The 26,073-nt window shown below is 73.5% G+C and carries 22 protein-coding genes; 17 read left to right on the top strand and 5 right to left on the bottom strand.

The features are described 5' to 3' along the window. Positions 1-54: 54 nt before the first annotated feature. Entirely contained in the window at positions 55-858 is an 804-nt protein-coding gene (locus ACFV9T_RS26090; protein ID WP_385444414.1) for an exodeoxyribonuclease III, read from the top strand. On the opposite strand, the gene ACFV9T_RS26095 is transcribed toward ACFV9T_RS26090, so the two are convergent. Next, positions 852-1,610: a MerR family transcriptional regulator gene (locus tag ACFV9T_RS26095; RefSeq protein WP_385444415.1), complete on the bottom strand. Its 759-nt coding sequence runs from the start codon at positions 1,608-1,610 to the stop codon at positions 852-854. The two genes, ACFV9T_RS26090 and ACFV9T_RS26095, sit on opposite strands and share 7 nt — an antisense overlap. Before the next feature lie 153 nt (positions 1,611-1,763). On the opposite strand from ACFV9T_RS26095, the gene ACFV9T_RS26100 reads away from it, so the two are divergent. From ACFV9T_RS26100 to ACFV9T_RS26115, 4 genes are all read left to right on the top strand, one after another. After that, positions 1,764-3,290: a flavin-containing monooxygenase gene (locus tag ACFV9T_RS26100; protein WP_385444417.1), complete on the top strand. Its 1,527-nt coding sequence runs from the start codon at positions 1,764-1,766 to the stop codon at positions 3,288-3,290. Then, positions 3,287-4,258 (top strand): alpha/beta fold hydrolase, encoded by a 972-nt coding sequence (locus ACFV9T_RS26105; protein ID WP_385444418.1) that lies wholly within the window; start codon positions 3,287-3,289, stop codon positions 4,256-4,258. The genes ACFV9T_RS26100 and ACFV9T_RS26105 overlap by 4 nt, the downstream gene beginning before the upstream one ends. Then, positions 4,255-5,160, top strand: coding sequence for an SDR family oxidoreductase (locus tag ACFV9T_RS26110; RefSeq protein WP_385444420.1), 906 nt, complete (start codon positions 4,255-4,257; stop codon positions 5,158-5,160). The genes ACFV9T_RS26105 and ACFV9T_RS26110 overlap by 4 nt, the downstream gene beginning before the upstream one ends. A gap of 121 nt (positions 5,161-5,281) precedes the next feature. Then, positions 5,282-5,554, top strand: a complete 273-nt coding sequence (locus ACFV9T_RS26115) for a hypothetical protein (protein WP_385444422.1) — start codon at positions 5,282-5,284, stop codon at positions 5,552-5,554. 242 nt (positions 5,555-5,796) lie between these two features. Here the strand turns inward: ACFV9T_RS26115 and ACFV9T_RS26120 are convergent, their stop codons facing one another. Then, positions 5,797-9,138 (bottom strand): S41 family peptidase, encoded by a 3,342-nt coding sequence (locus ACFV9T_RS26120; protein ID WP_385444423.1) that lies wholly within the window; start codon positions 9,136-9,138, stop codon positions 5,797-5,799. 148 nt (positions 9,139-9,286) lie between these two features. On the opposite strand from ACFV9T_RS26120, the gene ACFV9T_RS26125 reads away from it, so the two are divergent. The 11 genes from ACFV9T_RS26125 (at position 9,287) to ACFV9T_RS26175 (ending at position 21,060) form a co-directional block, all read left to right on the top strand. Then, entirely contained in the window at positions 9,287-9,856 is a 570-nt protein-coding gene (locus ACFV9T_RS26125; RefSeq protein ID WP_385444471.1) for a TetR/AcrR family transcriptional regulator, read from the top strand. A gap of 125 nt (positions 9,857-9,981) precedes the next feature. Continuing rightward, the gene (locus ACFV9T_RS26130) at positions 9,982-12,237 is read left to right on the top strand and encodes an MMPL family transporter (protein WP_385444472.1); all 2,256 of its coding nucleotides are present in this window, start codon (positions 9,982-9,984) and stop codon (positions 12,235-12,237) included. Between the two features lie 165 nt (positions 12,238-12,402). Then, positions 12,403-13,548, top strand: coding sequence for an energy-coupling factor ABC transporter permease (locus ACFV9T_RS26135; protein ID WP_385444425.1), 1,146 nt, complete (start codon positions 12,403-12,405; stop codon positions 13,546-13,548). Position 13,549: 1 nt separating this feature from the next. Further along, complete coding sequence (gene cbiQ / locus ACFV9T_RS26140) at positions 13,550-14,314, top strand: cobalt ECF transporter T component CbiQ (protein WP_385444427.1); 765 nt, start codon at positions 13,550-13,552, stop codon at positions 14,312-14,314. Next, positions 14,311-15,078: an energy-coupling factor ABC transporter ATP-binding protein gene (locus ACFV9T_RS26145; RefSeq protein ID WP_385444428.1), complete on the top strand. Its 768-nt coding sequence runs from the start codon at positions 14,311-14,313 to the stop codon at positions 15,076-15,078. Before cbiQ ends, ACFV9T_RS26145 begins: the two co-directional genes overlap by 4 nt. A gap of 96 nt (positions 15,079-15,174) precedes the next feature. Then, entirely contained in the window at positions 15,175-16,383 is a 1,209-nt protein-coding gene (locus tag ACFV9T_RS26150) for a serine hydrolase domain-containing protein (RefSeq protein ID WP_385444474.1), read from the top strand. A 285-nt stretch (positions 16,384-16,668) separates the two neighbouring features. Beyond that, positions 16,669-18,069 carry a hypothetical protein gene (locus tag ACFV9T_RS26155; protein WP_385444430.1) on the top strand — a complete coding sequence of 467 codons (1,401 nt, stop codon included), beginning with the start codon at positions 16,669-16,671 and terminating at the stop codon, positions 18,067-18,069. After that, entirely contained in the window at positions 18,066-19,016 is a 951-nt protein-coding gene (locus tag ACFV9T_RS26160) for a sigma factor-like helix-turn-helix DNA-binding protein (RefSeq protein ID WP_385444432.1), read from the top strand. The genes ACFV9T_RS26155 and ACFV9T_RS26160 overlap by 4 nt, the downstream gene beginning before the upstream one ends. A gap of 172 nt (positions 19,017-19,188) precedes the next feature. Continuing rightward, the gene (locus ACFV9T_RS26165) at positions 19,189-19,617 is read left to right on the top strand and encodes a hypothetical protein (protein ID WP_385444434.1); all 429 of its coding nucleotides are present in this window, start codon (positions 19,189-19,191) and stop codon (positions 19,615-19,617) included. After that, entirely contained in the window at positions 19,611-19,925 is a 315-nt protein-coding gene (locus ACFV9T_RS26170) for a hypothetical protein (RefSeq protein ID WP_385444435.1), read from the top strand. The genes ACFV9T_RS26165 and ACFV9T_RS26170 overlap by 7 nt, the downstream gene beginning before the upstream one ends. Positions 19,926-19,965: 40 nt before the next feature. After that, on the top strand, positions 19,966-21,060 hold the full coding sequence (locus ACFV9T_RS26175) for an ATP-binding protein (protein WP_385444437.1): 1,095 nt from the start codon (positions 19,966-19,968) through the stop codon (positions 21,058-21,060). Between the two features lie 10 nt (positions 21,061-21,070). Here ACFV9T_RS26175 and ACFV9T_RS26180 read toward each other — a convergent pair whose 3' ends face one another. Then, positions 21,071-21,955 (bottom strand): EamA family transporter, encoded by an 885-nt coding sequence (locus ACFV9T_RS26180; protein WP_385444438.1) that lies wholly within the window; start codon positions 21,953-21,955, stop codon positions 21,071-21,073. Next, complete coding sequence (locus ACFV9T_RS26185) at positions 21,952-22,446, bottom strand: YbaK/EbsC family protein (RefSeq protein ID WP_385444440.1); 495 nt, start codon at positions 22,444-22,446, stop codon at positions 21,952-21,954. Before ACFV9T_RS26185 ends, ACFV9T_RS26180 begins: the two co-directional genes overlap by 4 nt. On the opposite strand from ACFV9T_RS26185, the gene ACFV9T_RS26190 reads away from it, so the two are divergent. After that, a complete protein-coding gene (locus tag ACFV9T_RS26190; protein ID WP_385444442.1) occupies positions 22,445-22,639 on the top strand; it encodes a hypothetical protein in 195 nt (64 codons plus the stop codon). The genes ACFV9T_RS26185 and ACFV9T_RS26190 overlap by 2 nt on opposite strands. A gap of 201 nt (positions 22,640-22,840) precedes the next feature. On the opposite strand, the gene ACFV9T_RS26195 is transcribed toward ACFV9T_RS26190, so the two are convergent. Continuing rightward, positions 22,841-26,032 (bottom strand): BTAD domain-containing putative transcriptional regulator, encoded by a 3,192-nt coding sequence (locus ACFV9T_RS26195; protein ID WP_385444443.1) that lies wholly within the window; start codon positions 26,030-26,032, stop codon positions 22,841-22,843. Positions 26,033-26,073: the final 41 nt, after the last annotated feature.

Raw genomic sequence — 26,073 nt, forward strand, 5'->3', positions numbered from 1 at the left:
GTACTTCTATGCGACTGGGGCGGCATCGGAATTTCCATGTCGTATCGTGCCGTAGTGCTCTCCGTGACGACCGTGAATGTGAACGGGCTGCGTGCCGCCGCCAAGAAGGGCTTCGTGTCCTGGCTGGACGGTACCGCGGCCGATGTGGTGTGCCTCCAGGAGGTGCGCGCCGAGCCGCGCGAACTGCCCGAGGCCGTGCGCGAGCCGGATGGGTGGCATGTGGTGCACGCCCCGGCGGCGGCCAAGGGCCGGGCGGGGGTGTCGGTATACGCGCGGCGCGAGCTGGAGGGCGTACGGGTCGGCTTCGGCTCCTCCGAGTTCGACGGCAGCGGCCGCTATGTGGAGGTCGATCTGCCGGGCGTGACGGTCGGCAGCCTGTATCTGCCCTCCGGGGAGGTCGGCACCGAGCGGCAGGACGAGAAGGAACGCTTCATGGCGGAGTTCCTTCCGTACCTCAAGGAGCTGCGCGAACGGGCGGCGGCCGACGGGCGCGAGGCGCTGGTGTGCGGCGACTGGAACATCGCCCACCGGGAGGCCGATCTGAAGAACTGGAAGGCCAACCGGAAGAAGTCCGGGTTCCTGCCGGAGGAGCGCGCGTGGCTGTCGCGCGTCTTCGAGGAGGCGGGGTACGTGGACGTGGTGCGCGCGCTGCACCCGGACGTCGACGGTCCGTACTCCTGGTGGTCGTACCGGGGCAGGGCCTTCGACAATGACGCGGGGTGGCGCATCGACTACGAAGTGGCCACCCCCGGGCTCGCCGGTCGGGCGCTGAAGGCGGTCGTGGAGCGGGCCCCGGCGTACGACCAGCGGTGGAGCGACCACGCCCCGGTGACGGTCACCTACGGCGCCGCTCACTGATCCGGCGGCGGGTGCCCGGCGTCGTCCGCGCGCTCGCCCGCCCGTTCCGCCAGACCGGCCCGCAGCCGGCGGTCCATGGCCATCGACAGCTCGGCGTCCACGACGCTCTTCGCGAGCGGCCGCAGCCGCTCCACGGTCTCGCCGATCTCCTCGCCGCGCTTCCGGGCGTCCGCCAGCACATGGCTGATCAGCAGGGTGGCGAAGGTCTCGGCGATGGCGTCCACATGCTCCCGGACCTCGCGCCCGGCCGCGAGGACGGCCGACAGCGGGATGCCCTGGTCGACCAGGGCGCGCGAGGTGTCCAGCAGTCGGCGGCTGATGTGCACGATGTCGTCGCCGTCGACCGCGAGATAGCCGATGTCGAGGGAGACGGTGAGGTTCTCCGCCGTGGCCTCGCTGTCGAAATAGTCGGCGAGCGCCTGCGGGGTGAGCCGGACCGGGGTCTCCTCGGACCAGGACGGAAGGCCGCCGTCCAGCCCCAGCAGTTCGCCGACGTCCCGCCGCCCGCTCTCGAACGCGGCTATCAACTCGGCGATCCCGCCCAGGGTGTGGCCGCGCTCCAGCAGGGCGGTGATGGTCCGCAGCCGGGCCAGGTGGTGGTCGTTGTACCAGGCGATACGGCCGTCCCGGCGGGGTGGCGGGATCAGTTTGCGCTCGCGGTAGAAGCGCAGGGTACGTACGGTGATCCCGGCCTTCTCCGCCAGTTCCGTCACCCGGTACTCGCGTGCCTGGTCCGCTTCGCTCGTCGCCACAGCAGCAGCCTATGTCGAGGGCGGTGGGGTGTGACCGCCGGTAACTGAGTTATCCACAGCCCCTACCGCTCGCCGGATCCCTGTCTTACGCTCCCATCGTGCCAGTGAACGCTGGCACGGTTTCGAGCAGTTCGAGCGGCGGGAGGCGGCGGCATGGCGGCTGGGCTGACGCGTGAGCACGTGCGGGTGGCGGTGATCGGGTCCGGATTCGGGGGCCTGGGCGCGGCGGTGAGGCTGCGCCGCGCGGGCATCACCGACTTCGTGGTCCTGGAGCGGGCCGGTGCGGTCGGCGGGACCTGGCGGGACAACAGCTATCCGGGCTGTGCCTGCGATGTCCCGTCCCATCTCTACTCCTTCTCCTTCGCACCCAATCCCGACTGGCCGCGCACCTTCTCCGGGCGGCGGCACATCCACGCCTATCTGGAGCGGGTCGCCGACACCTTCGGGCTGCGGCCGCATCTGCGCTTCGACGCCGAGGTGCTCGCCCTGCGCTGGGACGGCGCGGCGCTGCACTGGGAGATCGAGACCGCGCGCGGGCCGCTGACCGCCGATGTCGTGGTGAGCGCGACCGGCCCGCTCTCCGATCCGAAGATCCCGGACATCCCGGGGCTCGACGGCTTCCCCGGCAAGGTCTTCCACTCCGCGCGCTGGGACCACGGCTACGACCTGCGCGGCAAGCGGGTCGCGATGGTCGGCACCGGCGCCTCGGCCATCCAGATCGTGCCCGAGATCCAGAAGGAGGTGCGCGGGCTCACCCTCTTCCAGCGCACCCCGCCCTGGGTGCTGCCGCGCATGGACCGCCGGATCACCGGCGCCGAGCGCTGGCTGCACAGCAGGCTGCCGGTGTCCGGGACGCTGCGGCGCGGGCTGCTGTGGGGGATCCGGGAGTTGCAGGTCGGGGCGTTCACCAAGCGGCCGTCCGAGCTGGGATTCGTGGAGCGGCTGGCCGGGGAGCATATGCGGCGGGCCGTCAAGGACCCGGTGATGCGGGCGAGGCTGACCCCGCGCTACCGCATCGGCTGCAAGCGCATCCTGCTGTCGAACGACTACTACCCGGCGCTCGCCAAGCCGCATGTGGAGGTGGTCGGCGGGCTCAAGGAGATCCGCGGCACCACGCTGATCGGCTCCGACGGCACCGAGACCGAGGCCGACGCGATCATCTTCGGGACGGGCTTCCACGTCACCGACATCCCCATCGCCCAGCGCGTGACCGGGGCGAGGGGTACCACGCTCGCGGAGGAGTGGAAGGGCGGAATGGAGGCGCTGCGCGGCGCCAGCGCGGCGGGCTTCCCCAACTTCCTGACGATCATCGGGCCCAACACCGGGCTCGGCAACAGCTCGATGATCCTCATGATCGAGGCCCAGCTCAGCTATCTGACCGACTATCTGCGGCAGTTGGACGGCCTCGGCGGCAAGGTCGCGCTGGACGCCCGGCCATCGGCGGTCCGCGCCTACAACGACATGATCCAGGAGAGGATGAAGCGCACAGTGTGGAACTCGGGCGGCTGCGACAGCTGGTATCTGGACGACAACGGCCGCAATACGACCCTGTGGCCGGGCTCCACCGGCGAATTCACCAGGGCCACCCGGCACGTGCGGCTCGCGGAGTACGACGTGCTGCGGCAGCGGCCCGGAGCCGGTCAGGGCGCCGAGGCGGCCGCGGGGAGGGGATCGCTGTGAGGCGCACTCCTTACGCCGCCGCCGGGCCGTACGCCCCGCCCGGTGGCGCGCACGAGCTGACCGTCACCTCGGCGGACGGCGCCCGGCTGCACGCGGAGCTGTACGGGCCCGCCGACCCCGCCGCTCCCGCCGTCGTCCTGGTGCACGGCTGGACCTGCTCGACCGCCTTCTGGGCGCCGGTCCTGCGCGAACTGGCCGCCGACCACCGGGTGGTCGTGTACGACCAGCGCGGCCATGGCCGCAGCACCGCCCCCGGACCTGGCGGCTACCGGACGGACACGCTCGCCGACGACCTGGAAGCGGTGCTGGAGCAGACCCTGGAGCCGGGCCGCCGGGCCGTGGTCGTGGGCCACTCCATGGGCGGGATGACGGTGATGGCCGCCGCCGGGCGCCCGGCACTGCGCGAGCGCGCCGCCGCCGTGGTGCTGTGCAGCACCGGCGCCTCCCGGCTGGTCGAGCGGGCGCGCGTGGTGCCGCTGCGCTCCGAGCGGGCACGGGCGCGGATCCATCGCGCGATCCTCGGCGCGCGCGTCCCCATGGGGCCGGTCACGCCCGTCGCCAAGCGCCTGCTGCGGTACGGGACGATGGGCCCGGGCGCCACGCCCGCCATGGTGGAGGCGTGCGCGCGGATCGTGCACGCTTGCCCCCGCGTCGTGCGCGCCGGATGGGCGCATGTCATGAGCGACCTCGACCTGGACGCCCGCGTCGGCCTGCTGACCATGCCCGCCGCCGTCATCGTCGGCACCGCCGACCGGCTGACCCCGCCCGAGCACGCCCACGCCATCGCGGCCGCGCTGCCGAGGTGCACCGGCCTCACCGAGCTGCCCGGGCTCGGCCATATGACCCCCGTGGAGGACTCCGGGGCGGTGAGCCGCGTGATCCGCCGCCTCACCGCGGAATACGGGACGGCTGCACAGGACACCGCCACCGGCCACGCCCCCCACCCGGTCGAGGAGCGGACGACATGAGCGCGCGCAGGAGTCTGGAGGGCCGGGTCGCGGTGGTGACCGGCGCGGCGCGGGGAGTCGGCGAGCTGCTGGCCCGCACCCTGTCCGCGCGCGGCGCCAGGGTGGCGCTGGTGGGTCTGGAACCGGAGGAGCTGAAGCGGGTGTCGGGGCGGCTGCCCACCGACTCCGATCACTGGCACGCCGATGTGACCGACCCGGACGCGATGACCCGGGTCGCGGAGGAAGTGGTGGCGCGGTTCGGCGCGGTGGACATCGTCTGCGCCAATGCCGGGGTGGCCACCGGCGGTCCGTTCCTCGACACCGATGAGACGGCCTGGCGGCGGGTGGTGGAGGTCAATCTGCTCGGCAGCGTCACCACGGCCCGCGCGTTCCTGCCCGCGCTGATCGCCAGCCGTGGCCATCTGCTGCAGATCGCCTCGCTCGCCGCGCTCGCGCCCGCGCCGATGATGACCGCGTACTGCGCGTCCAAGGCGGGGGTCGAGGCGTTCGCGCACTGCCTGCGCGCCGAGGTGGGCCACCGGGGCGTCACGGTCGGCGTCGGCTATCTCAGCTGGACCGACACCGACATGGTGCGCGGCGCCGACCGGGACGAGGTGATGCGGGAGTTGCGGTCGCGGATGCCGTGGCCTGCGGGGCGTACGTATCCGCTGGGCCCGGCCGTGGAGCGGCTCGTCGCGGGGATAGAGCGCCGCTCGGCCCATGTGTACGCGCAGTGGTGGCTGCGCGGGATGCAGCCCATACGCGGCTATCTGCCCGCGTTGATCGGGGCGGTGGGGCGGCGTGAGATGCGCCGGGCCGAACCCCGGCTGGCGGCCACCCGCGAGCAGCGCGGCCATCTCGTGGGCGAAGGCGGCGCGGCGGACGAGCGGGCGCGCACCGCCCGTACGCAGCGTTACCGGTAACCCTCTGTCAACCATGCTGACCTGGGAATTCGATAGATGTGGTCGATCGAAATGCGGAGTATGTCCCTGCGTGTAACTCTGGTCGGGCCCGATCCCTTTCACCCGATGAGGAGTGACGCAGATGGGGAAGGACGAGTTCAGCGAGAAGGCCCAGCAGGCCAAGCGCAAGGCGCAGGGTCAGCAGGGCCAGCAGACCCAGCGCGGTCAGCAGGGTCAGCGAGGCCAGCAGGCGCAGGAGGCCCAGCGAGGCGAGCGAGGCCAGCGAGGCCAGGAGCAGCGCCGCGACCAGGACCGGCCCGAAGGCCGGGAGCAGGCCGAGCGCATGGGCCGGGAGCGCCGTCAGCAGGGCATGGGCGACGAGAGGCGGGACCAGGAGCCGTTCGAGGAGATGTAAGTCGTCTCGTCGGCAGGTTCCTTGGCGGGCCCGTCGGCGGGTCTCTCGCCGAAGGGCTCGCGGAGAGTGTGCGCGAGGGGGCGCATCCGTCAGGGGATGCGCCCCCGGCACGCAGGCGGGCCGCGCTCAAGGTCCCGGCTCTCAAGGTCCCGGCTCAAGGGCCCGGCAGGGTCCGGCGGCTCAGCTCGTTACTTGGCTTATTACTTGCTTTATTGCTCAGCTCGGTTGCCCAGCTCGTCCGCTCAACTGTCTCCTCGCGGGGGGAGTTTCGGGCGCCGCCGGTCCGGCACCTGTCCGTAGCCCGGCGGGGCCGCGGCCGGATGCCGCTCCAGCAGTTCCAGCGCCGTCCGCACGGCGACCCCCAGCTGCGGGTAGCGGCCCTCCGCCCAGTCCAGCGGGGATCGGGGCGCAGGGATGTCCGGCTCCACGCCATGGTTCTCGACCCCCCAGCCGAAGGCGTCGAACCAGGCGGCGTTCATCGGCACCGTGATCGCCGTACCGTCTCCGAGCGGATGGCGGCCGGTCATGCCGACCACGCCGCCCCAGGTCCGCAGTCCCACCACCGGGCCGATGCCCTGGATCTTGAAGGCCGCGGTGATCATGTCGCCGTCCGAGGAGGTCGCCTCGTCCGCGACCGCGACGATCGGCCCGCGCGGCGCGTTGCTGGTGTACGACACCGGCTGGGCGTTGCGCGTGAGGTCCCAGCCCATCACGGTGCGGGTCAGCTTCTCGACCACCAGCTCGCTGATGTTGCCGCCCGCGTTCCCCCGGACGTCCACGATCAGCGCGGGGAACGACACCTCCCGGCGCAGATCCCGGTTGAACTGCGCCCAGCCGGAGCCGCCCATGTCCGGGATGTGCAGGTAGCCGCACCGCCCGTCGCTCAACTCCCGTACCACCGCCCGCCGCCTGGCCACCCAGTCCTGGTAGCGCAGCGGCCGTTCGTCGATCAGCGGGACGACCGCGGCCCGGCGCGGCGGGCCCTCGCCGTCCGGGGAGGCGAAGGTCAGCTCGACCGTGGTGCCGCCCGCCGCGGTCAGCAGCGGATAGGGACCGGCCACCGGGTCCACCGGGCGGCCGTCGACATGGGTGAGCCGGGCGCCTTCGCGGATGCCGGAGCCCGCCAGCGGCGAGCGCGCCCGGGAGTCGGAGGACTCACCGGGCAGGATGCGGGACACCTGCCACGCCCCGTCCTCGGCGCGCGTGAGGTCGGCGCCGAGCAGCCCGATGGGGCGCTGGTAGTGGGCCGGGCCCTCGTTGCGGCGCGCGGCGCTCACATACGCGTGCGAGGTGCCCAGTTCGCCCAGGACCTCGCGCAGCAGATCGGCGAACTCGTCGGGCGAGGCGACCCGTTCGACCAGCGGCCGGTACTGGTCGAGCACCCCGTCCCAGTCGACGCCGCACATGCCCGGCTCCCAGAAATAGGCGCGGGTGATGCGGCCCGCCTCCGCGTACGCCTGCCGCCACTCGGCCGCCGGGTCCACGGTGTGCTGGATGCGCCGCATGTCGATCTGGACCGTGGAGTCGCTGTCGCCCGACTCGGTGGCGGGCACCGCCCGCAGATCGTCGTCGTCGACGACCACGAGCCGGGAGCCGTCGCCGCTGACCCGGAACCAGTCCAGCTCACTGGTGAGTTCGGTGCGCTTGGCCTTGGCCAGGTCGAAGTGTTCGAGGGTGGGGCGGTCGGAGGTGTCGGCGGGGTTGGCGAACGTCTCGCCGAGCGCACCCGAGATCGGCCAGCGCAGCCACACCAGGCCGCCGCCGCTGACCGGCCACAGAGAGGAGTACTTGGAGGCGGCCACCGGGAAGACGGTGACCCGGCTGGACAGCCCCTCCACCTCGACGGTCACCGTGCCGTCGCCCTCCCCGCCCCCGGCGTCGTCGTCCGGGTCGAGTCCGCCCGCCGCCGGGCGGCCCTCGGGGGAGAGCGCGAAGGGCGAGGGCGTGGCGGAGGACAGCGGTACGAGATACGGGCGGCAGCCGAGCGGGAAGGAGAGGTCACCGGTGTGCACGTCGTAGACGGGGTCGAAGCCGCGCCAGGAAAGGAAGGCGAGATAGCGGCCGTCGCTGGTGAAGACCGGTTCCTCGTCCTCGAACCGCCCGCTGGTCACGTCCACTATGGTCCGGTCCGCCAGCCGCGCGATCTTGATGGAGCGCAGGGTGCGGCCGATGCCCGGGTGGGACCAGGCGAGCCAGGCCGAGTCGGGTGAGAAGGCGAGGTCGGCGACCGGGCCGTTGAGCGACCGGACCAGCTCGGTGACCTCGCCGTCCCCGTCCGCGGAGGTGTCCACGAGCAGCAGTCGGCCGTCGTTGGCGGCGACGGCGAGCTGGTCGCCGTCGGGCGAGGGCTCCATCTCGTGCACCCGGCCCAGTCCGCCCGCGGCCAGCCGCCGCGGTTCGCCGGTCTCGCTCGCCCGTGGCAGATAGGCGATCTCGATCGCGTCCTCGCCCTCCGCGTCCGTCACATAGGCGACCCGGCCGCTGGAGCCCAGGATCTCGGGCGTCCGCACCCGGACGCCGGGGGTGTCGGCGAGGGTGCGGGCGGGGCCGTCGCGGTGGGTGAGCCAGTACAGGCTGCCGCGGACGCACACCGCGCTGGCCCGGCCGGTGGTGTCCACGGACAGTGAGTCGACATGGGAGGCGGCGGGCACCTGGTAGGGCCGCCGGCCGGTCCGCGCGCCGCCCAGCCGCACCCGCAGCCTGCGGGGTTCGGTGTCCGGGCCGAGGTCGTCCACCAGCCACAGTTCGCCCGCGCACTGGTAGACGACGCGGCTGCCGTCGGTCGAGGCGTGGCGGGCGTAGAAGTCGTCGTGGTCGGTGTGGCGGCGCAGACCCGTGCCGTCGGGCAGACAGGAGTAGAGATTGCCGACGCCCTCGTGGTCGGAGAGGAAGGCGACGCGGCCGCCGACCACCATGACCGAGTCCAGGTGGCCGTCGAGTTCGGGCAGCAGCCGGACGCCGCCGAGCCACAGCCGGCCGGTCGCGCCGCCCCGGTAGCGCTTCCAGCTGGCGGGCTCGTGCGGCGGCTTGCCGGTGAGCAGCAGGGTGCGCCGGTCGCCGCCCTGCCCGGTGGCGGGGTTGGCAGCGGTGGCGGAGAGGTCGGCTACGGCGATGTCGGCCACCGGCCCCCAGGGCAGTCGGCTGCCGGGGCTGCCGTCGGTGGGCAGGCTGTAGGCCCAGGAGAAGTGCGAGAACGGCTGGCCGTGCGAGGACACGGCGAGGATGTGGGAGGCGCCGTCCCGATCGGGGTCGGGCGGCGTCCAGCCGCAGACCCGGGCGTCCTCGCTGCCCCAGTAGGTCAGTCTCCGGGCGGGGCCGCCGTCCACCGGGGCGAGATGGATCTCCGGGTCGAGGCTGCGCCAGTTCGTGTAGGCGATCTGGGAGCCGTCGGGGGAGAAGCGGGGGTGGCCCACCCGGGTGCGGTCGACGGTCAGCCGCCACGCCCGCCCGGGGGGTTCGCCCCGTGCGGTCAGCGGGGCGACCCAGAGATCGTCCTCGGCGACGAAGCACAGCAAGTCGCCGTGCAGATGCGGAAATCGCAGATAGGCGCGGTCGGTATCGCTGGTTTCCCTCACCTCATCCATGTTTTCGGCCCCGGTCCGGCAAAGCAACTCCAATCTGTGACGCATACCACGAGCGAAACGGCTTGGTTTCGCTAAAAGGGCGGCGGATGCGGTCGTATGCTTGAACGAGTACGAAACCGTTTCGTTCGGAAAGGGGGATGCCATGACGCTGCGCCGCAGCAGGCTGTCCCCCGAGCGGGAGGGTGAGCTGTACGAGGCCGTGGTCGAGCTTCTCGGGGAGGTCGGTTACGACGCGCTGACCATGGACGCCGTCGCCGCACGCACGCACTCCAGCAAGGCCACGCTCTACCGCCAGTGGAAGAGCAAACCGCAGCTGGTGGCCTCCGCGCTGCGGCACACCAAGCCCGTTTCGATCCTGGACGTCGACACCGGATCGCTGCGCGGCGACCTGCACGAGATCGTGCGGTGCGCCGACGGCGCCCCGGCGCGCGACGCGGCCCTGATGAGGGGGCTGGCCCAGGCCATCCACACCCATCCGGACCTGCACCAGGCCCTCCGGGAGCTGCTGTTCCATCCCGAGATGTCCGCGCTCGACGTACTGCTGCGGCGGGCCGTCGACCGGGGGGAAGTGGCTCCGGACAGACCCGCCCTGGGTTATGTCGTGCACATGATGTGCGGCGCCCTCGTCGCCCGGTCGCTGATCGACGGCGAAGAGCCGGATGTCGCCTACCTCAGCGAATACGTCGACGCCGTGGTCCTCCCCGCCCTCGGCCTCTGAATCTCCCCACCCCGCACCACCCCATACGTACCCGGCCGGCGCGCCGCTCTCGTCGCCGGTCCGGTCACCCACACCTGCCAGCAGTGACCAGCAGTGACACCGACTCGACGGGAGCACCTCTCCTCGTGGCCACGTTCCTCTACAAACTCGGTCGATTCGCCTTCCGGCGACGCCGGTTCGTCGCCCTCATATGGGTGGCGCTCCTGGCCGTCGCCGGAGTCGGCGCCGCGACCGCCTCGCCGCCCGCCAACGACAGCTTCTCCATCCCGGGGACCGAGGCCCAGAAGGCCTTCGATCTCCTGGAGAAGCGTTTCCCCGGTGGTAACGCCGACGGCGCCACCGCCCGGGTGGTCTTCCGCGCGCCCCAGGGCGAGAAGATGACCGACCCGGACAACAAGGCCGTGGTCACGAAGACCGTCGCCGACCTCAAGGCCAGCTCTCCGCAGGTCGCCTCGGTCGCCGACCCGTACCAGGCCCGCGCCGTCTCCAAGGACGGCTCCACGGCGTACATCCTGACCAGCTACAAGGTCAACGCCATGGAGCTGGAGGAGACCGCCAAGGACGGCTTGACGGAGGCCGGGGAGAAGGCGCAGAAGTCGGATCTCACGGTGGCGATCGGCGGTGACGCGCTCCAGGAGATACCCGAGACGGGCTCCACCGAGGTCATCGGCATCGTGATCTCCGCGATCGTGCTCGCCATCACCTTCGGCTCGCTGGTGGCCGCCGGAATGCCGCTCCTGACCGCGCTCATCGGCGTCGGCATCGGCATCTCCGGGATCACCGCGCTCGCCACCCCCCTCGGGCTGTCCACGACCACGTCGACACTGGCGATGATGATCGGCCTCGCGGTCGGCATCGACTACGCGCTCTTCATCGTCTCCCGCTACCGCGCCGAACTGGCCGAGGGCCGGGAGCGCGAGGAGGCCGCCGGGCGGGCCGTGGGCACCGCGGGCTCCGCGGTGGTGTTCGCCGGTCTCACCGTCGTCATCGCACTGGTCGGCCTCGCGGTCGTCAACATCCCGATGCTGTCCAAGATGGGCTTCGCGGCGGCGGGCACGGTGGTCATCGCCGTCCTCATCGCGATCAGCCTCATCCCCGCGCTGCTGGGCTTCGCGGGCAAGCGGGTGTACGGGCGCAAGGCGCGCGAGCGGATGGCCGCCGCGTCGGCCGCCGCCGCGGAGGGCGAGCAGGCGGAGGAGAAGCCCAACATGGGCACCCGCTGGGCGCGGTTCGTGCTGCGCCGCCCGGTGGCGGTGCTGCTGCTCGGCGTGCTCGGCCTCGGCGCTGCCGCGGTGCCCGCGCTCAGCCTGGAGCTGGGGCTGCCGGACGACGGTTCGCAGCCGGTCAGCAGCCAGAAGCGGCAGGCGTACGACATGATCTCCGACGGCTTCGGCCCGGGCTTCAACGGTCCGCTGATGGTGGTCGCCGACACCAAGGGCAGCGACGACCCCAAGGCCGCCGTGAACAAGGTGACCAAGACGATCGCCGGTATCGACGGCGTCGCGGCCGTCACCCCGGCGACGTTCAACAAGTCCGGCGACACCGCGATGCTCACCGTCGTGCCGAAGTACAAGCCGAGCAGCGTCGACACCGAGAAGGTCGTCGCCGACATCCGGGACGAGGCGGGCTCCTTTAAGTCCGACACCGGCGCCGAGGTGCTGGTGACCGGTCAGACAGCGATGAACATCGACATCTCGCAGAAGCTGAACGACGCGCTGGTGCCGTATCTGGCACTCGTCGTCGGGCTGGCCTTCCTGCTGCTGATGATCGTCTTCCGGTCCATCCTCGTCCCGCTCAAGGCGGCGCTCGGCTTCCTGCTGTCCGTCGTCGCGGCGCTCGGCGCGGTGGTCGCGGTCTTCCAGTGGGGCTGGGCGGCGGAGCTGTTCGGCGTCGAGGAGACCGGCCCGATCATGAGCATGATGCCGATCTTCATGATCGGTGTGGTGTTCGGGCTCGCCATGGACTACGAGGTCTTCCTGGTGACCCGGATGCGGGAGGCGTACATCCACGGCGAGCGCCCCGGCCAGGCCGTCGTCACCGGCTTCCGGCACGGCGCCCGGGTGGTCTCCGCGGCCGCCGTCATCATGATCAGCGTCTTCGCCGGGTTCATCGGCTCGTCCGAGGCGATGGTGAAGATGATCGGCTTCGGCCTGGCCACCGCGGTCCTCTTCGACGCCTTCGTGGTCCGCATGGCCATCGTCCCGGCGGTGCTGGGGCTGCTCGGCAAGTCCGCGTGGTGGCTGCCGCGCTGGCTCGACAAGGCGCTGCCGAACGTGGACGTCGAGGGTGAGGGGCTGCGCGAGCAGCTCGACAAGGACACCCCGGGGCAGGAATCGCACGTCAAGGACTCCGACAAGGACCCGGAACTGAGCCGGGTGTGAGCCGGGCGTAAGACGGCCGTATATCGGCCAACGCGCGCCCCGGCGGCGGCTCTTCCCTCGCGGAAGGGGCGCCGCCGGGGCTTTCGCGTGGCAGGCGCTCTTGCGAACGATGTGCAGGTAGGCCACCATCGACCGGATACCCGCAGCTCAGGAGCGGAGCCCCGCATGCATGTCCCCGATGGATTCATCGACGCCCCGGTGTCGGTGGCGACCGGTGCCGTCGCCGCCGCCGCGGTCGCGGTCAGCCTGCGCGGTGCGCGGCGCGAACTCGACGAGCAGGCCGCGCCGCTGGCCGGTCTGGTCGCGGCGTTCATCTTCGCCGTCCAGATGCTGAACTTCCCCGTCGCCGCGGGCACCAGCGGCCATCTGCTCGGCGGGGCGCTGGCCGCGATCCTCGTCGGCCCCTATACGGGCGTGCTGTGCGTCTCCGTGGTGCTGCTCATGCAGGCCGTCCTGTTCGCGGACGGCGGCCTCACCGCGCTCGGCGTCAACATCACGGACATGGCGGTGGTCACCACGGTCGTGGCCTACGGGATCTTCCGCGCCATCCTGAAGATCGCCCCCAACCGGCGCCGCACGGTCACCGTCGCGTCCTTCGTCGCCGCCCTGATATCCGTCCCGGCCGCCGCCATCGCCTTCACCGCGCTCTACGCGCTGGGCGGCACAGCGGACGTCGCGATCGGCAAGGTCTTCACCGCGATGGTCGGCGTGCACGTACTGATCGGCATCGGCGAGGCAGCCATCACGGCCCTGACAGTCGGTGCCGTGATGGCCGTACGGCCGGATCTCGTCCACGGCGCGCGGGACGTGGCCGCGCGCCGCCTGGAACTGCGCACCGGTACGCCCGCGACCCCGGGGCGCACTCCGGCGCCCGCCGGGTCCGCGGCGCCCGCCGGGTCCACCACCCCCGCCGGGGCCGCGCCCGCCACCGCCCGTACGGTCACCGCGGCGCCCGCCGCCAAGGAGGCGGACGCCCCCGCCCCCGCCGCACCGCGCCGCTCCGCGCGCCGGGTGTGGGCGGCCGGGCTCGGGGCCGCGCTGCTGTGCGCGGGCGTCGTGAGCTTCTACGCCTCCGCCAGCCCGGACGGACTGGAGAAGGTCGCCGCCGACAAGGGCATCGACAAGAAGACCGAGGACCACGCCGCCAAGGACTCCCCGCTCGCCGACTACGGCGTCAAGGACATCTCCAACGCCCGGCTCTCCGGCGGCCTCGCCGGGGTGATCGGGGTCGGCGCGACGCTCGCCGTGGGCACCGGGGTCTTCGTCGTCGTACGGCGCCGCCGGGCCGGGGCCGACGCCGAGGCGGGCTGAGATGGGCGCGGGACACGCGCATGCGCTCTACCGGGCGGGCCGCTCCCCGGTGCACGCCCTGCCCCCGCACTGCAAGATCGCCGCCGTCTTCTGCTTCGTCCTCGTCGTCGTCGCGACGCCCCGCGAGGCGCTGTGGGCGTTCGGCCTGTACGCCGTGCTGCTGGCCGGGGTGGCGGCGACGGCCCGTATCCCGGCCGGGTTCCTGCTGAAGCGGCTGCTGATCGAGATCCCGTTCGTGACGTTCGCCCTGCTGATGCCGTTCGTCGCGGAGGGCGCGCGGGTGGACGTGCTCGGGCTGTCGCTCAGCCAGTCCGGGCTGTGGGGCGCCTGGAACATCCTGGCCAAGGGCACGCTCGGGGTCGCGGCGTCCGTCATCCTGGCGTCCACGACCGAGCTGCGCGCGCTGCTGCTGGGGCTCCAGCGGCTGCGGCTGCCGCCGCTGCTGGTGCAGATCGCGTCGTTCATGATCCGCTACGGGGACGTCATCACCGACGAGATGCGCCGGATGCGGATCGCCCGCCGCTCGCGCGGGTTCGAGGCGCGCGGAGTGCGGCAGTGGGGCGTGCTTGCGAAGTCCGCCGGGGCGCTGTTCATCCGGTCCTACGAGCGCGGCGAACGGGTCCATCTGGCGATGCTCAGCCGCGGCTACACGGGCACGATGCCGGTGATCGACGAGGTGACCGCGGACCGTGCACAGTGGGGTTACGCCGCCGCACTTCCGCTGACCGCGCTCGCGGTCTGCCTGACCGGATGGATGCTCGTATGACCGGCCCCGCCGCCACCCCGCCCTCCCTCCAGGTGTCCGGCCTCGCCTACGCCTACCCCGACGGCCATCAGGCGCTCTTCGGCGTCGAGCTGACCGTGGCGCGCGGGGAGCGGGTGGCGCTGCTCGGCCCCAACGGGGCGGGCAAGACCACCCTGGTGCTGCATCTGAACGGCATCCTGGAGGCGGGCGCCGGATCGGTCACGGTCGCCGGGCTGCCCGTGGGAAAGCGGAACCTGGCCGAGATCCGCCGCCGGGTGGGCATCGTCTTCCAGGACCCGGACGACCAGCTGTTCATGCCGACCGTGCGGGAGGACGTGGCGTTCGGCCCGGCCGCCGCCGGGATGCGCGGCGCGGAGCTGGCGGAGCGGGTGCACCGGGCGCTGGACCGGGTGGGGATGGCGGAGTTCGCGGACCGGCCGCCGCACCATCTGTCGTTCGGGCAGCGCCGCCGGGTGGCGGTCGCGACCGTGCTGGCGATGGAGCCGGAGATCCTCGTCCTGGACGAGCCGTCCTCCAACCTCGACCCCGCCTCGCGCCGTGAACTCGCCGACATCCTGCGCTCCCTGGACGTCACCGTGCTGATGGTCACCCATGACCTGCCGTACGCGCTGGAGCTGTGCCCGAGGTCCGTGGTGCTCAGCGGGGGAGTGATCGCGGCCGATGGGGGTACGCAGGAATTGCTGTGCGACCAGGAGCTGATGCGGGAGCACCGGCTGGAACTGCCCTTCGGCTTCGATCCGCGCTCGGTGAAGGCCCCGGTCTGATGTCCCGGTCCGAGGCCCCGGTCTGACGTCCCGGCCGGGCACGTTGCACCATAAGGACGGCAGCACGGTCGGATCAGCAGGGTGGGAGTCGGATCAGTGGTGGACGTCCAGGGCACGGTGGCCGACGGATTCGAACCGGTCCGGGACGCCTTCGCGGAGAACTTCGCGAAGCGCGGTGAGCGCGGCGCGGCCCTGGTCCTCTACCGGGACGGCGAGAAGGCCGTCGACCTGTGGGGCGGTACCCGGGATCCGGGCCAGGAGGGCGACGGCGAGCCGTGGGCCCAGGACACCGCGCAGGTCGTCCGCTCCGTCACCAAGGGCGTCGCCTCCGCCGTACCGCTGCTGCTCCACCAGCGCGGCCAGCTCGACCTGGACGGCCGGGTCGGCACGTACTGGCCCGAGTTCAAGGAGAACGGCAAGGAACGGGTGCTGGTGCGGCATCTGCTCGCCCACCGCGCCGGGCTGCCCGCCCTCGACACCCCGCTGACCCCGGCCGAGGCCATCGACGGCATATCCGGGCCGCGGGCCGTCGCCGCCCAGCACCCCGACTGGGAGCCCGGCACGGCCCACGGCTATCACGCCCAGACCTACAGCTGGCTGCTGAGCGAGCTGGTGAAGCGCGTCACCGGGCGCACCATCGGCCGCTGGATCGCGGAGGAGATCGCCCGGCCGCTCGCCCTGGACCTGTGGCTCGGGCTGCCCGAGGACCAGTTGCACCGGACCGGCCGGATCGAGCGGGTGGAGGCCCCGGCGGCGCCCGCCGGGCAGGGGCTGCGGCTGCGGCCCAAGCGGTCGGTGGCCGAGGCGTACGCCGACCCGGAGTCGCTGACCCGGCGGGCGTTCGGCGCGATCAGCCCGGCGCCCGACGAGAACGATCCCGCGTACCTCGCCGCCGGGCTGCCCGCCTCCGGCGGGGTCGCCACCGCCGACGCGCTGGCCCGCTTCTACGCGGCGCTGATCGGCCCGCTGCCGTCGGCGCGCACGGCCCGCGCGGGCGGCCGCCTCTTCGCGCCGGCGACGCTGACCCTGGCGCGTACGGAGGAGTCGGCCGGGCCGGACCGAGTGCTGGTGGTCGGGACCCGCTTCGGGCTCGGCTACATGCTGCACGGCCCGGCCTGCCCGCTGCTGGGCCCGGGGTCCTTCGGCCACCCGGGGCGGGGCGGTTCGCTCGCCTTCGCCGATCCGGGGGCGCGGATCGGCTTCGCGTACGTCACCAACGGCATGCGGCGCGGCGTCACCGCGGACCCGCGGGCGCAGGCCCTGGTGCGCGCCGTACGGACGGCGCTGGCGGCCCAGGAGGCGTAGCCAGGAGGCTTAGCGCGCTGTTCGTACGCTCCTTCGTGCCTTCGCGCGCCCTCTCGCACACGCACACGCCGGGTTCGTGGGGCCAAGGGGCCCTGTCGCATGGTTCCGGCCCTGCCCAGACTGGGGATCCTTCCGGGGGTGAGAGCCGTAGGGGGCGGCTCTCCCGGGGGGAATCACGGGGGACAACGCGTGGAGCGGACACGGGGGTTACGGGGCGCACGCGCGCGTACGGGGGAGCCACCGGCTCAGCGGCACCGGCTCGCGCGGCGGGACATGGAATGGCAGATGCTGCGCATCCTGCTGATCTTCCGGCTGATGCACGCCATCCAGTTCGCGGTGACCGTGCCCGGTATCGCGGGCCATCTCGCCCACCGCACGGGCGGGTTGGTGCTGCTGGTGGCGGTGGTGGCCGAATCGCTGTGGTTCACCCTGCACATCTTCCGCAACCACCGGCGGGTGGCGGCGCGCGACGAGGAGGACCACGCCGCCGACGACCGGGGCGACGCCCGGCCGGTCGTGTACGACGGCCTCGCGGCCGGTGTCGAACTGTGCTCCGCCGTCGCCTCCCTGTGGGCCTGCGTCGTGGTCATGGGCCCCGACCGGGCGCAGGACATGGCCCCGCTGCTGGTGCTCACCACCGAGCAGATCTCCGGTGCGAGCATCGGCTCGGCGCTCGGCCAGCCGCTGCGCGTCCTCGTCGCGGGCACCGGCGCGGTCGCCGCCTCGTACGCCGCGGTGATCGCCCTGGGTGTCCCGGAGGCGCTGACCCACTCCGATGTGCTGATCGGGCTCACCGGTTACGCGGCGCTCGCCTATCTGATCCGGCGCGGCGCGCTGTATCTGCTGCAACTCGCCGCCGACCTGGGCGATATGAGCCTTCAGCTGCACGAGGTGCAGCAGCGGCGGCTGCTCGCCATCGAGCTGCACAACCACATCGGCCACACCCTGGGCGCGTTCCAGCGGATCGACGTGACCGACACCGATCAGCTCGCGTCGCTGCGCACGTCCGCGATGGTCGCCCTGGAGCGGCTGCGCACCTTCATCAGCACCGGCCGGTTCAGCGCGTCGGTGCCGCTGATCGGCATGGTCCACCGGCAGGTCGCGCTGGCGGCCAACGACACCCTCACGGTGGAGCCCATCGTCACCGAGCGCGTGGTCGGCGCGGCGGCCCGGGTCCGTCCGCACGAGGTGGAGCTGCTGGAGGCCGCGCTGCGCGCGCTGCTGATCAACGTGGAGCGCGGCGCCGGGGTGCGCGAGGCGCTGCTGCACGTGGACATCGTGAACGACCCGGCCGCCGGTGCGGGGGAGCTGGTGGAACTGGTGGTCACCGACGAGGGCGCCGGGTTCCCGCCCGAGGCGCTGGCGGCCGGGGTCGCCGGGATGCGCTCCCTGGCCGTCCATCAGCGGCTGCTGGCGGAGTACGGCGGGGCGCTGCGGGTGCTCTCGGTGCCCGGCCTCACCCAGGTGACGCTGACCCTGCCGATCGCCCCCGCCCCGGCGGCGGCCGAGCGCGCGCCCGGCGCGCGGGACGGGCGCGTACGCGGCGTACGGGGGCGCGGTGGACGGGCCCGGAGCGGGCGGGCACAGGGCGGACGCGCGCAGGGCGGGCGCGCACAGGGCGAACGGGCGCGGAAAGCGGTCACGGCGGGAGAGCCGGGGGAGCCGGGAAAGGAGGCGTCGGCGTGACGGACGAGAGCGGGCGCGGCAGCGGGCAGCCCTTACAGGTGGCGGTGGTCGAGGACCACGAGATGACCAGACGGGGCCTGGTGGCCGCGCTGAACGCGGACCCGCGGCTGACCGTGGTCAGCGCGGTCGACTCGGTGGAGGGGCTGGACATCAGCGGCGCCGAGTACGACGTGTGCGTGGCCGACCTGATGGGCGTCGGCACCGCCGAGCAGTTCGCCGACCTGGTGCGCCGGTCGGACGTGGTGGTGTGCACGGCCGCCGAGCAGTGGCGCCAGCGCGTCGCCCCCTGGGTGTGCGGGGCGCGGGCGGTCTTCGGCAAGACGGTCGGCGCGGCCGTCCTCGCGAACGCCGTATGGGACGCCCGGCACCATCCGCACTGGCTGAAACCGCATCTGGCGTCCGCCCTGGAGACCGCCGTGCGCGAATGCGGGCTCACCATCCCGTCGTACCTCGCCGAGCTGCTCGCCCGCACCGCGCGCGGCACCCGGGTGGCCTGGATCCTGGAGGAGCTGGACGTCGCGGACAGCCGCTACCGCGAAGACCTGGAGCTGTTCCGGATGCAGTGCGCCCGCACCGGGCTGGGCCAGCTGACCCTGCTGGACACGCTCTACATGGCCTCCTCGGCCGAACAGCCGCCCGCCCACCAGCCCGTGGTGTTCTCCCACTGGGCGGCGGGCCTGAGCGAGGGCCAGGTACGGGCGCTGGAGTGGTACGCGGACGGCTATTCGTACGAGGAGACCGCCGCCCAGCTCGATGTGAAGGTCTCCACCGTGCGCACCCAGATCGACCGGGCCATGACCGCCTGCGGCATCAGCTCCAAACCGGCCGACATCCGCATGATGTTCGCGATGTACGTCTGCTCCCGGCACACCAAACCCGACCAGCTGCTGCGCCGCCTCACCGCGCTCGGCGCCCATGCGCCGCGCCGGGGCAACGGAGCGCTGTAGGCCCCGTACGTCCCGTACGCGGGCCGGTGTCGGTTTCTGTCGTACGCGGTGACGACAGCGGCGCGCCGAAATTCCCGCCGTGCCGTGGGACGCGCGGCGACACGCGGGGCGAGGAGCATCGGAGGTGCCGGGCCCGGCACCTCAGCCGGGCCCGCCCCACGGGAGGACACCCATGGCAGAACCCCTCGTCCCCGACGACAAGCCCGCCGCCAACCCCCTGCTCGACACCGTCGACCTGATGCTCCGGCAGATAGACACCCTCATCGACTGGGGCGACCAGGTCGGCGAGGCCCGGGACGGGCTCGCCGCCCGGCGCGCCCCGCTGCGCCCCGTCCTCGGCTACGCCGACGTGGTCGCGTTCCTGGTCCGCAACCGCCCCCGGGTGCCGGAGGCGGAGGCCGGGGCCGTGCTGCGGCGGCGCCGGGGCCGCGAATACCTCGTCCAGACCTTCTTCCTCGACGCGGACAACACCCCGGTGCGCGGCACCGGTACGCCCGCCCCGGTCTGGGTCTGCCGCACCCGGCAGCTGGACGAGGAGCTGTCCGCGGCCTTCGGCGACAAGGACCTCATCATCTTCGGGAAGGCGGTGCCCTCGTGCTGAGCCTGCTGGCCATGGTCCTCGTCGCGCTCGGCGGGCTCGGGGCGGTCGCGGTGGTCTACGTGGTCGTCGTGACCATCGAATACCTCGCCGACTGGTTCCGGGCCCGCAGCGAGCGGCTGCAGACCGACCCCGATCTGCGCTGCGTCACCGTCTCCGAGTCCATCCGGGACGGCAATGTCGCCTATGTCCAGGGGTTATTCGACACCGCGCGCGAGCAGTTCGTCGAAAGCCGCCGCGTCGAGGGCAAGCAGGCCGACGAGCGCGTCCGCAACGCCCACGCCAACCACCAAGTCGCCGTCTGGGGCTGACCCCCGCCGCCCGCCCTCGGGCGGGGGAGAGAGGACACCGGTGAAACACCACGGAGCCACCGCCACCGCCTTCGCCGTCACCGGCATACCGCACGGCGCGGACGACGTGGAGGCGGGCTTGCTGCGCACCCGTCTGATCGCCGCCGCCAAGGCGTTCAGCGGCCATCACGGACCCCAGCCGCTCACGGTCACCATCACCAACCAGCCGCCCGGCGCCCCCACCGGGCCCACCGCGCCCCCGCGCGCCGACGAGCCGGGGGCGCGGCGCGAGGCGGACGAACCGTCGGAGGCCGAGCGGGCCGCGCGCTTCACCGCGACCGCCCCGCTGCACAGCTTCGACCGCCTCGTCCTCCCCGCCCGCACGCTCGACCAGCTGCTGCGCGCGGTGCACACCGTGGAGCAGCGGCGGGTCCTGTACGACGACTGGGGGCTGCGCAGCATCCAGCCGCACCCCAGCTCGGCGGTCAACCTGGAGGGCGCCCCCGGCACCGGCAAGACCCTGGCCGCCCACGCGATCGCGGACCGGCTGGGCCGCCCGGTGATCGCGGCCCGCGCCTCGCAGCTGGAGAGCAAGTTCCACGGGGAGGGGCCGAAGAACCTCGGCGCGCTCTTCCACGCCGCCCGCGAGCAGGGCGCGGTGCTCTTCCTGGACGAGGCGGACGCGCTGATGTCCGCCCGTTTCGAGACCACCAGCCACGGTTCGGAGCACGCGGTGAACGCGATGCGCAGCGAGATGCTGACCGCGCTCGACGGCCACGAGGGGCTGGTCGTGCTCGCCACCAACCTGGTGACCAGCTACGACACCGCGTTCGACAGCCGCGTCTGGCATGTGCGCTTCCCGAGCCCGGACCGGGCGGCCCGCGTCGAGATCTGGCGCCGCCATCTGCCCGACGCCCTGCCGCTGGACGGCGACGTCTCCCCGGAGCAGCTGGCCGCCGTCGACGATGTCACCGGGCGCGACATCTGCCGCGCGGTGATCGACGCGGCCGCGGAGGTGCTGCGCACCGGGCGGCCCCGGGTGACCCAGGTCGACCTGCTGGCGTCCGTGCACCGCATCAAGTCCACCCGCCCGCACCGCCCGGCCCCGTCCCCGCTCCCCTCGCAAGCCCCCGCCCCGGCCGTCCGGCCGGACTGAGCCCGCAGGCTCAACCCGGGTGCCACATCAGGCCGATGCCCGCCACCATCAGGCCCGCCGCCGCGATGCGCGGGGCGCCGAAGCGCTCCTTGAAGAAGAGGGTGCCGATGGCCGCGCCCACGATGATGGACGACTCGCGCAGGGCGGCGACAGGGGCGAGCGCGGCGCGCGTCTGGGCCCACAGCACCAGGCCGTACGCGCACACCGAGAGGACGCCGCCGAGCAGGCCGCGCACGGCGACCGGGCGGAGCTGGGCGGCGAGCGCGCGGCGGCGGGTGGCGAGGGCGTAGGCGGGGATCGCGAACCCCTCCAGGATCATCAGCCAGGCGATGTAGCCGAGCGGGGTGCCGGAGGCGCGCACGCCGAGGCCGTCCACGACGGTGTACGCGGCGATGGACAGCCCGGTGGCCACGGCGGCGGCCAGCGCGAGCCCGGGCCTGCCGCCGCGCCCCGCCGTACGGGCGCCGTCCTCCTTCGTACGGGCGCCCCGCGCGCCCCACAGCGCCACGCCCAGCAGCCCCGCCGAGGACACCGCGATGCCCGCCGCCTGCCAGGCGTCCGGGGTCTCGGCGGCGAAGACCGCGGCGAGCACGGTCACCACCAGCGGCGCGGTGCCCCGGGCGATCGGGTACATCTGGCCGAAGTCGCCCAGGTGGAACGAGCGCATGAGCAGCGCGTAGTACACGAGGTGGATCACCGCTGAGGCGATCAGATACGGCCAGGCGTCCGCCGCGGGCAACGGGCTGAAGGCGGCCAGCACCACCCCGCACAGCGCCCCGCCGCCGCTCACCAGGGTGAAGGAGAGCAGCTGATCGCGGATGTTGTGGGCGATGGCGTTCCAGCTCGCGTGGGTGACCGCCGCGAGGAGGACCGCGGCGGCGACGAGCGGGGTCATCCGGTGGTGTCGCGTACGTCGGCCAGGGTCCCTTCGGCGTGCGCGATCAGCGACGTGGGGTCGAGGGCGAACACGGAGTGCGGGGTGCCCGCCGCCGCCCAGACGACTCCGTGGTCCAGCAGCCGCCGGTCGGCCAGGACCCGGGTGCGGGTGCGGTGCCCGAAGGGCGGTACGCCGCCGATGGCGTAGCCGGTCGTCTCGCGCACGAGCGCGGCGCTCGCCCGCCGCACCGCGCCCGTGTCCAGCGCGCGGCGCACCAGTTCGACATCGACCCGTGACGCGCCGTCCACCAGGACCACCACCGGCGCCCCGTCCGCCTCGAAGACGAGGGACTTGACGATCTGGCTCAGCTCGCAGCCGACCGCCTCGGCCGCCTCGACGGCGGTGCGGGTGGCATCGGGGAAGCGCCGGATCTCCACGTCCAGGCCGAGGTCGCGCAGGGCTTCGGCGAAGCGGGGATGGGCGGCGGTGTCAGAGGTGTGGGAGACCATGGCGCCGACGCTATCGGCGGGCGCCGGACCCGCGCGAGGACATTTCGCGGTCGCCGCGGTGCCGGGTGCCGCACCCCGCACCGCCCCCCGGCCGCGCGCTCAGCTGTCCGGCGTGCGCGTGCCCGCGCTCGGCGGGCTGTGGGCGGCGTGGGCCACGGCGGGCGGCCCCCGGCGCGCTGTCGACCGCCCGTGACGACGGCGTATCGGCCTGGCCCGCGACGGCCGGGTGCGCCGGATCGGCCTGGTGCGGGCGGTATGCCCCGCACCAGGTCACGTTCCGCGTGACCGGCGGCGCCTCGTACGCCCGCGAGCCGACATTTCGCGGGTGCCGGAACTCCGGAACGCGCACCGGCGTTCGTCCCGGCTCCCGTGGACCGCACCACCGGCCACGGCCTCAGCCGTGTCTCGCCGGGCGGTAGCCGGTTTGGGAGCGGATGTGTTGGGCTCGGGCGGCGTGGTGTTCGGCTTGGGGTGGGTCGCCCAGGGCATGGCGCAGGGTGGCCAGGGTGTGGTGAGCCCGGCATTCCACCAGGCGTAGTCCCTGGTCGCGGGCGATGGCCAGGGCGCGTTCGGCGTGGTCGGCGGCCGCCTCGTACGCCCGTGAGCCGTCCCGGAGCCGGGCCAGGCCCATGTGGGCCTCGGCCTCTTGGCGCCGCAGGCCCCGGGAGGCGGCGGTGTCCAGGGCCTCGGTGAGCCGGGCCTCGGCGCGGTCGGAGCGGCCGTCCGCGCTGTGCAGGTCGCCGAGTGTGGTGAGCGCGTCGGCCTCGTCCTTGGGGGTGCTGGTCTCGACCGCGATCTCCAGGGCGCGTTCGGCGTGCGCGAAGGCGGTCTCGGGCCGCCCGGCGTCGCCGTGCACCTGGGCCAGCAGATCGTGCGCGCTGGCCTCGTTGTGACGCTGGCTCAGCTCCCGGCACAGCCGCGCCGCCGTCCGGCCGTCTTCCAGGGCCCGGTCCGGTTCGCCGAGCAGCCGGTGTGCCTGGCCTCGGTTGATCATCGCGGTGACCGTGCCGGACGAGGCCTGCTGCCGCCCGTAGATCCCGATGGCCTCGGTCGCCCGGTCCACCGCGCGCCGCAGCTCGCCGAGCTGGACGTCGACGGCGGAGCTGTTGGTGAGCGCGGGGCCGAGCAGCCCGGGCCGGTCGAGCGTACGGAACATCCGGATGCCCCGCTCCTGCCACTGGGCCGCGCGCCGCATGTCCCCCATGTCGTCGTACAGGGCGCCCAGGTTGCACAGCATCGCGGCCTCCCCCTCCGCGAACCCCGCCCGGCGGTATCCCTCCAGCGCCGACCGGTGGTACTCCAGCGACACCTCGACCTCGCCGGTGTGCCGGTACAGCGTCCCCAGGCTGTGCAGCATGGCCGCCTCGCCCAGCGGATCGCCGCCGCGCCGCGCCGCCCGCAGCCCGGCCTGGGCCGCGTCCTCCCACGCGGAGAGATGGCGCCGCTGGTAGAAGTACGTGCGCAGCTCGTCCGCGAGCTGCCAGGCGGCCCGGTACGGACCGGACTCGGCGGCGCGGACGACGGCGGCGACCAGGTTGGCGCGCTCGTCCTCCAGCCACGCCAGCGCCTCGTCCCGCCCCGCGAACGCGCCGCCCTGGGCGCGGGCCCGCTCCAGCCGGACCGGCGGGGTGTACCCGTACGCGGTGGCGGCGTCGGCGTGCCGCAGGAACCAGGCGAGCAGCCGCTCCAGGGCCTCGCCGCGCTCGGCGGCGCCGCACTCGGCGCGGGCCCGCTCGGCGGCGTACTCGCGCAGCAGGTCGTGCGGCCGGTAGCGGCCCGGACGCGGCGACTCGACCAGATGCGCCGCGTCCAGCGCCCGCAGCAGCCCGGCGGCCTCCCGCTCGCCGGTGTCCAGCAGGGCGGCCGCGGCGGACACGGTGACCTCCGGCCCGGGGGCCACGCCCAGCAGCCGGAAGAGGTGCCGCGGCCCGGGGGCCAGGGCGCGGTACGACAGCGTGAAGGCGCGCCGGACCGCGGACGCCGGGTCACCGTCCAGCTCCAGGGCCGCCAGCCGGTCGCCGTCGCCCAGCTCGTCGGCCAGATCGGCGACCGGGCGCCCGGGGTCGCAGACCAGCTGCGCCGCGGCGACCCGCAGCGCCAGCGGCAGCGCGCCGCACCGCAGGACGAGCCGGTCGGCGGCCTCAGGTTCGGCCGCGATCCGGTCCTCGCCCACGGCGGCCGTCAGCACCTCGCGCGCGGCGTCCGGGGCGAGCGAACCGAGGACGAGCGGCCGCGCCCCGTCGCGGGCGACCAGACCGCTCAGCCGCTGACGGCTGGTCACCAGCACCTGGCAGGCGGGACCGCCGGGCAGCAGCGGACGCACCTGTTCCGCCGAGGCGGCGTTGTCCAGTACGACCAGCATGCGCCGCCCGGCCAGCAGCGAGCGGTACAGATGCGCCTGCTCGTCCCGGTCGGCCGGAACCCGCTCCCGGGCCACCCCGAGGCCGTGCAGCAACTGCCCGATGGCCTCGCCGGGGCGCAGCGGCTCGCTGTCGTGGTCGAAGCCGCGCAGATCCACATAGAGCTGGCCGTCGGGGAAGCGGTCCCGGGCCCGGTGCCCCCAGTGGACGGCCAGGGCGGTCTTGCCGACCCCGGCCGTGCCGCAGACCGCCGCGATGGCCACCGCCCCGGCGGGGTTTTCGGCCTCCGTGTACGGAGCGGCGCCGGACGGCAGCAGGGCGTCCAGCCGGGCCAGTTCCTCGTCCCGCCCACGGAACCCGCCCACCACATGCGGCAGCCCGGCGGGCACCTGCGGCGATGCGGAGTCGGCGGGAGCGGAGTCGGCGGGAGCGGAGTCGGCGGGCGGTCCGGGGGCGCCCGCCTCGATCGGCACTTCGGGCACCACACCCGGCGCGGCCAGGGACGGGTCCTCGCTCAGGATGCGCTGATGCACTCCGCGCAGTTCGGGCCCGGGATCGACGCCGAGGTCGTCGGCCAGCCGGTGCCGCGTGACCTCGTACAGCTCCAGCGCCTCCGCCTGCCGCTCGCCGCGGTACAGCGCCGTCATCAGCTGCCGTACGGCCCGCTCGTCCAGCGGGTACGCCGCCGCCTGGGCGCGCAGCTCCGCCAGCAGTTCGCGGTGGCGGCCGAGTCGCAGCTCGGCATCGTACAACTCCAGCCGCGCCGCGAGCCGTTCGTCCGCCAGGCGGGTCCGGGTCGCCTCCGCCCAGGCTCCGGGCAGCCCGGTGAGGGCGTCGCCGCGCCACAGGTCCAGCGCGTCCCGTAACGGGCCGACGCGGTCGTCACGGTCGCGGGCGGCGGCCGTGAGGCGGTGGAAGCGGTGCAGGTCCACCCGGTCGGGGTCGGCCTCCAGGACGTAGCCGCCGGAGCGGCGCGTCAGCCGCACGTCGGGTACGCCGCAGTCGGCGAGGGCGGTGCGCAGCCGCCCGATGTACCCGTAGAGGATGTTGCGGACCGAGCACGGCGGATCCTCGCCCCACACCCGGTCGATCAGCCGCTCCGCGGGCAGCGCGCGGCCCAGTTCGCACAGGAGCACCGCCGCGACGGTGCGCTGCTTGGGATGGCCCAGGTCGACGGGTCGGCCATCGGCCGACGCCTCCACCGGGCCCAGCAACCGGAACTCCACCTCGACCCCCTGTCACGTCCTCTACGACGAGCCTGAACCAC

It is taken from the genome of Streptomyces sp. NPDC059850, assembly GCF_042731515.1.
Classification (GTDB): Bacteria; Actinomycetota; Actinomycetes; order Streptomycetales; family Streptomycetaceae; genus Streptomyces.